This window comes from Cupriavidus sp. 05T313 (assembly GCF_056396665.1).
This window is the reverse complement of record NZ_JBFTLX010000350.1, coordinates 1-5599: the sequence shown is the minus strand read 5'-3', so window position 1 is coordinate 5599 and position 5599 is coordinate 1. Positions and strand designations below refer to the sequence as shown.

Sequence of the window (5599 nt, the reverse complement as noted above, 5' to 3'; positions counted from 1 at the left end):
CCGCGCACGGCATGCCGATGATGAAGAAGGCCTTCAATCCGGAGAGCGGGCCACTCACGGACTATACCGTTGACGTCGCCGAACGCGAAGCCATGCGTGACCTGTTCGCCGGCGCAATCGGGTCATACAAGAATCCGCACTCGCACCGGCACGAGCCGATCGAGAGTCCGCGTGAGGCCATCGAGATCATCCTGCTCGCGAGCCACCTGCTGCATGTCGTCGATGCGCGCGTTGAAGCGATCAAGGCGGCTTCATGAACCAGCTCGTCACGCCCAATGGCATCACCATCGCAGCCGGCGAGCGCGCCGGCGTACGCATTCTCGAATTCTTCGCGTCGGCGACCCGCAACCCGCATACGCGCCGCGCCTATGCGCGCGCGGCGGGCGAATTCCTGACGTGGTGTGCCAGCGCGGGCGTACCATCGATCACGGCCGGTCAGCCGCTGCACGTCGCGGGCTGGATCGAACTGCAGACGCAGACGCTGTCGGCGCCGACCGTCAAGCGGCGGCTCGCGGCGATCCGCCACCTGTTCGACTGGCTGGTCACCGGCCAGGTGGTGCCGGTCAATCCGGCCGCGTCGGTGCGCGGGCCCAGCCACAGCGCACGGCAGGGCAAGACGCCGGTGCTCGAGGCGGCCGAGGCGCGGCAGCTACTCGATGCCATCGACGTGAGCACGCCGGCCGGGTTGCGGGACCGCGCGTTGATCGGGTTGATGGTGTTCTCGTTCGCGCGGTTTGGCGCGGCGCTGGCGATGCGGGTCGAGGACGTCTACGTCCAGCACCGGCGGCTGTGGGTGCGCCTGCGCGAGAAAGGCGGCAAGCGTCATGAGATGCCGTGCCACCACACGCTCGAGGCGTACCTGCACGCGTACCTGGACGGCACCGGCCTCGGCGCGGACGGGAAGGGGCCGCTGTTTCGCACCCTCCGGCGCGGCACCGGCCAGCTCAGCGCGACCCCGCTGCCGCAGGCCAACGCCCATGCGATGATGCGGCGCCGAGCGCTTGCAGCCGGCATTGCCACCCGGATCGGCAACCACACATTCCGCGCCACCGGGATCACCACCTATCTGAAAAACGGCGGCACGCTCGAGAACGCCGCCGCGATGGCGAACCACGCGTCGACCCGCACCACCCAGCTCTATGACCGGCGCCGTGACGACATTAGCCTGGACGAGGTCGAGCGGATCCGTCTGTAGCCATGCGGGGCTTAGTCCAGCAAGCGCCCTAGCGCCCGTCTGTGACCGGCGCTAGGGCTCGCCTATGTTTCCGTCAAGCGCCGTTGCTCTTCAGTCTGCGGCTCACGATCTGATCCAGACGAGTTTCAAGACGAGTCGCTGCTCCTGGTTCGACGGCCCGAGCCGCAGCGACACGACCACTCAGTTCGTTAAGCGAGGAGTCTTGGCCGACTGCGATCGAATCTTGAATCGCCACGATGGAATTATGATGTTTGTTCCGCAAACGAAGCTGGTCACCATTCCGAACTGCGCCAGTGATGATTGCGGCCTTTCCTGGCGGCACGACAGCGTCTTTCGTCGGTTGGGTCCGAAGGCCTTGACGGCTGACCAGAGCTTTGACTTGGAAGAGCATGGTCTTTGTCGCGCGCATACCAGACAGAGTCAGGTCATCAACGTACAGCGTCATCGTCACGCCTTTTGCCGAGCAAAGCTTCTCGATCTCCGCGAATAACTGGCGATGAGTGAAGTAAGAGAGCAACGGGCTGATGCAACTGCCGGTGGGTAGGTGGCCGTCCGCAGTGCAAACCGTTGCCAGCAACCGTGCAACGTCATGAGAACATCCCAAGTCCTTGTGGAAGAACGCCTTGACGTGCTGGTAAGTCGTGCTTTCGAAGAACTTTCGAATGTCCATTGCAACCACTGCACCGCCGCTGCCAACGTGAGCGCGGGCGTTTGTGACGTGCGAGCGCCTCTTGGTCGCTGAGTGCAGGAAATCTGGCCGTTGAATGCTGTCCAGATGCCTAACGATGCGATAGTGAATCCGTAGCGTGGCTTCTGTCGGCTCTTGAATGTGCCTAGGCTCTTTGCCAGGTTTCGCTTGATCGTCGAACCGATTGTACGTTGGGGCCGTGCAGGTCGCTTCAAGATCCTCAACCGGGACGCCGATCAAGGCCGCTAATTTGTGAATGCTCGACAACCGCCAGAGCGGCGATCGCTCGATAGGGTAGCGTGCCGACTTGTTCTTCCGCAACCGTGCACGCCCGACCGTCTTCTCACGCCTATGCGACTGTTTCTTCATCGGCGGCTACCCAGTCGAGGACTTTCAAGATCTTCGCTGCCATCGCAACGCGGATCTTCTCGCTGCGTCGGCCTGAATCCAATTGTTCAGAGAACAGCATCAGGCTTGAGACCGGTACGTCGAAGATGGCGGCGTAGCGATTGAGCAAGTCAATGGTAATTGCGTGGGCCTTCTTACCCGATTCAATCTCCGACAGATAGTTGTTGGAAATTTCCAGACGCCTTGCTAAGTCCTCTTGGGTCATCTGGTGGTATCGGCGAAGGTGGCGTAGAGCCTTATGTAGCATTTGATCGCCTCCATTCAAAACAACTAGGACTAGGCAGGGGTGTCGGCCGTCACCCCGTCACCAACGATCGAACAGCCGCGCTACCGTAACTGCGAAGCGCAGCCATCCCATCAGCAGTGACAGGGTCTTGCGACTCATCAGGACTCGCCTAAGCTTGCCCAAGTTATGCCGCGAAGACTTTCCGGCTGACTGTCGTCCCTGGTTGGGTATGGTCTTTTTAACCATGGTGATTCCTCGTTACCCCTTGGCAAAATTGCTTCGGGACCAGTACGTAACGAGAAGCGAAGAGGGACGACTTTTCCCCTGCCTATCCGTTTCCGCCCGCCGCACCAGGCGGCGGGCGGGGGCGCCCAGAACGCGTGTCCGGGGCAATGTTTGGAGAGTTGCCTCTCCGCAGACCCAGAACAGCAGGTCCGGGTAATGCGCTGGCTTTGTCTTCAATTCCAACCAGATTCCAGTATAGGACAAATTTCGCTGGCAGCGAAATTTATTCGCACTCAGCGAATGCATGCCCTCTGCGATGKGTTCGGCCAAGATGCCGTGTAGTTGGCAGACGGAACCCGAGACCCATCAGGCCATCCGCAAGCTGCCCACCCGTCAAGCGACTGCGGCGCTCAAGCTCTATATCGCCCTTTACGTGCGCGCGTCTGACGCTGAACGACCTGGAGGCGCTCACCGGACTGTCGCGACCGATGGTGGTGGTGGCAGGCCTGCGCCAGTTACGGCAGTTGGACATCATCGAGGTTCTGGAGAAGCGCCCGGCGGGTATCACCTGAAAGCGTATGAAAACGCCCGCTACTGGACCAGGCTGCTGCGCGCCCCCCTGTATGGCCACCCGAGCGCCTACCAGGCCGACTTGCGCGATTTCATGGGCTTTGCAGGCATCGCCCGGGCCGAGGACTTCCGCATCGTCACGCGTGCGCACGTGCTGGCCTGGCGCAAGACGCTGGAGGCGCGCGCTATGCCGCGTCGCGTGGCTTTTGTCGCTTGCTCGCCACAAACGCACTTTTCGCCCAGAAACCCCGCCCATTGTCGTTCCATGTTGGCTAAGATACTATCCATATCATGCAATTTATATTCCAAACAAAGGATGAATGGAAAATGCGCTCACCGCTGGATGCACTCGTAACGGAAAAAGCCCTGCACCTGATCTCTGGTAGTGGGAATGCCGACCTGGCGGACCATCTCGGGCTGACCGATCAGGTCGAGACTTCGGGCCAGATCAAGAACGTTTGCGCGAAGGTCGCAACGGAATTGGCCGAAGAAATCGACGGCATCGTCGGCCTGCTGGGCATCAGCAAGCGGCGATTCCTTGAGGCTGCGATGATTGAAGCCGTTCAAAAAGCGAAGGGCATTCTTGACGCGGAAGGCGTGTGGGAATGGCTGGATGAAAACAAGAGCGCCCACGGCTGGTGCCGAACCGAGGGGAAGATTTGACAATGGCCATGCTCAATGGGACCGTCCAGAATGTCTTTGACACGCCAGAGAAAAAAACATGGAAAAACTCCTCGACGTAGTCATCGCCATTGGCAACTGGTGGGAGAACACGACTCCACGAGACTTGGATCCGGACGAGCTCGTGACGCTGAAGCGATCGGCGCGCTTGATCGCCTTCTATTCGGTCGTCTCTCTCATCCTCTTCGTCCTAGCCTTGTCGGTCGAGCGAGATGGGCCCGARGCCACTGGCTACATGCTTCCTTTCGCGACGATCCGTGCCTACTTCCTAACGGGGATACTCCTCGCCCCGATTGCATCGATTGGCATGCTCCTGTTTCACCTAGCTCGTGGCGCTTGGGCCTACCGTCGTCTCAACCGAGATTGAAACTGACCTTGGCCACACCACGGAGGACGAAATGATCTCGCCTGGGACGCAGGCGGGTGCGAAATGGCGGCACACTGGAGAACGCCGCCGCGATGGCCAATCACGCGTCGACCCGCACCACCCAGCTCTATGACCGGCGCCCGACAACATCACCCTGGACGAGGTCGAGAGGATCCGCCTGTAGCCATGATGCGACGGGCGGGTGGCCTAAAGCTCCATGCCGATAACACCAGTTATCGGCATGGAGATGAGGGGAAAAAAAGCCACCCAAGGGCGGCGTTTTGTGGTCTTGGGTCCTGGCTTACTGCCGGAACTCGTACACCGGCTCGCCGACGGGCGCGGCCTGTGCGTCCGCTACGCGCTCCAACGCCTCCAGGGCGTCGAGCTGCGCCGCCAGGCTGCCGAGCGGCTCACCCACCAGCCGGTACACCTTGCGCAGATGATCTGGCCGGATATACCAAGGGCCCTTACTGCAATCAAATTGCAAGAATCCCTTGCCCCGGGGCCCAGGTCACCAGTCGTGACACGGGCTGTAATGGTCCGGATAGGGGTTCGAACTTTGCCCCGGCCCGAAAGGGCGCAGACTTCCGCGAAGTAGTAGCTGGCGCGGGCTGGAAGTCGCATGCCGTGCGCAAGAAATGGAACGCCCCAGTGCCATCACCGCGCAGCTGGGGCGTTAGGACGTTTGACCCCTCTTGGGCCGTCCAAGCCAGCGAGCCGCCGCTGAACTGGGCCGCCTTATCGTTACCAATTTTGGCGGAAAGGCCTATTTGTTGTCCTCTCTGGCATTCCTGGTCAGAGGTGCCGCAAGCGCTGCGATTCTCACCGTGCGCTCGTCTTCTTCGCTGAGGGGGTCGCCATAGTAAAGCTTCTCGACGGTGTCGAGTAGGTCCGAGACAGCACCATATTCGCAGCCAGCATCCTCGAAGAACTTAAGCCTCTTCGCATCGTCATCATCTATGCGCACGGATTCGCGAGATGTTGGAAGCGATCCCGCCGATTGCGCAATCCCTTGTTGAAGATCCTTCAGCAGATTGCCAGCCGATTCGTTTAGCAGCGTATTTGGCACTGCGAGCTCGATTAGTACGCCTAGCGTATGCGTGAACCAATCAAGGTCCGTTCCATAAGCTGGCATGGCGTGAACATCGGCGATATAGCGTACTGCATGAGCGATCACATCGTCGCTTTCGCGCTGGGTTCGGACGAAATCCTGATGGCCCTCGGCAATCGCATAGAATC

Annotated in this window: 8 protein-coding genes and 1 pseudogene; 5 read left to right on the top strand and 4 right to left on the bottom strand. The window is 60.4% G+C overall.

All coding sequences use genetic code 11. The features are described 5' to 3' along the window. Together AC1DKD_RS38410 and AC1DKD_RS38405 are read left to right on the top strand one after the other, a co-directional pair. A partial coding sequence (locus AC1DKD_RS38410) for a TIGR02391 family protein (RefSeq protein WP_477144494.1) occupies window positions 1-257 on the top strand: 257 nt, incomplete at its 5' end. Further along, the gene (locus AC1DKD_RS38405; protein ID WP_477103178.1) at window positions 254-1195 is read left to right on the top strand and encodes a tyrosine-type recombinase/integrase; all 942 of its coding nucleotides are present in this window, start codon (window positions 254-256) and stop codon (window positions 1193-1195) included. The genes AC1DKD_RS38410 and AC1DKD_RS38405, both read left to right, overlap by 4 nt. Window positions 1196-1268: 73 nt before the next feature. Here the strand turns inward: AC1DKD_RS38405 and AC1DKD_RS38400 are convergent, their stop codons facing one another. Further along, on the bottom strand, window positions 1269-2252 hold the full coding sequence (locus tag AC1DKD_RS38400) for a reverse transcriptase family protein (protein WP_477103177.1): 984 nt from the start codon (window positions 2250-2252) through the stop codon (window positions 1269-1271). Next, entirely contained in the window at window positions 2233-2538 is a 306-nt protein-coding gene (locus AC1DKD_RS38395; protein WP_477103176.1) for a helix-turn-helix domain-containing protein, read from the bottom strand. Before AC1DKD_RS38395 ends, AC1DKD_RS38400 begins: the two co-directional genes overlap by 20 nt. 1065 nt (window positions 2539-3603) lie before the next feature. Here AC1DKD_RS38395 and AC1DKD_RS38390 point away from each other — a divergent pair. The 3 genes and pseudogenes from AC1DKD_RS38390 to AC1DKD_RS38380 form a co-directional block, all read left to right on the top strand. Further along, window positions 3604-3975, top strand: coding sequence for a hypothetical protein (locus AC1DKD_RS38390; protein ID WP_477103175.1), 372 nt, complete (start codon window positions 3604-3606; stop codon window positions 3973-3975). Between the two features lie 58 nt (window positions 3976-4033). Beyond that, window positions 4034-4360 (top strand): hypothetical protein, encoded by a 327-nt coding sequence (locus tag AC1DKD_RS38385; protein WP_477103174.1) that lies wholly within the window; start codon window positions 4034-4036, stop codon window positions 4358-4360. A gap of 56 nt (window positions 4361-4416) precedes the next feature. Beyond that, window positions 4417-4544, top strand: a pseudogene (locus AC1DKD_RS38380) (tyrosine-type recombinase/integrase); the annotation flags it as partial. A gap of 117 nt (window positions 4545-4661) precedes the next feature. On the opposite strand, the gene AC1DKD_RS38375 reads toward AC1DKD_RS38380, so the two are convergent. Continuing rightward, on the bottom strand, window positions 4662-4847 hold the full coding sequence (locus tag AC1DKD_RS38375; RefSeq protein ID WP_477103173.1) for a hypothetical protein: 186 nt from the start codon (window positions 4845-4847) through the stop codon (window positions 4662-4664). A 279-nt stretch (window positions 4848-5126) separates the two neighbouring features. Next, window positions 5127-5599, bottom strand: a 473-nt coding sequence (locus AC1DKD_RS38370) for a hypothetical protein (RefSeq protein ID WP_477144493.1), incomplete at its 5' end; no start/stop codon positions are given.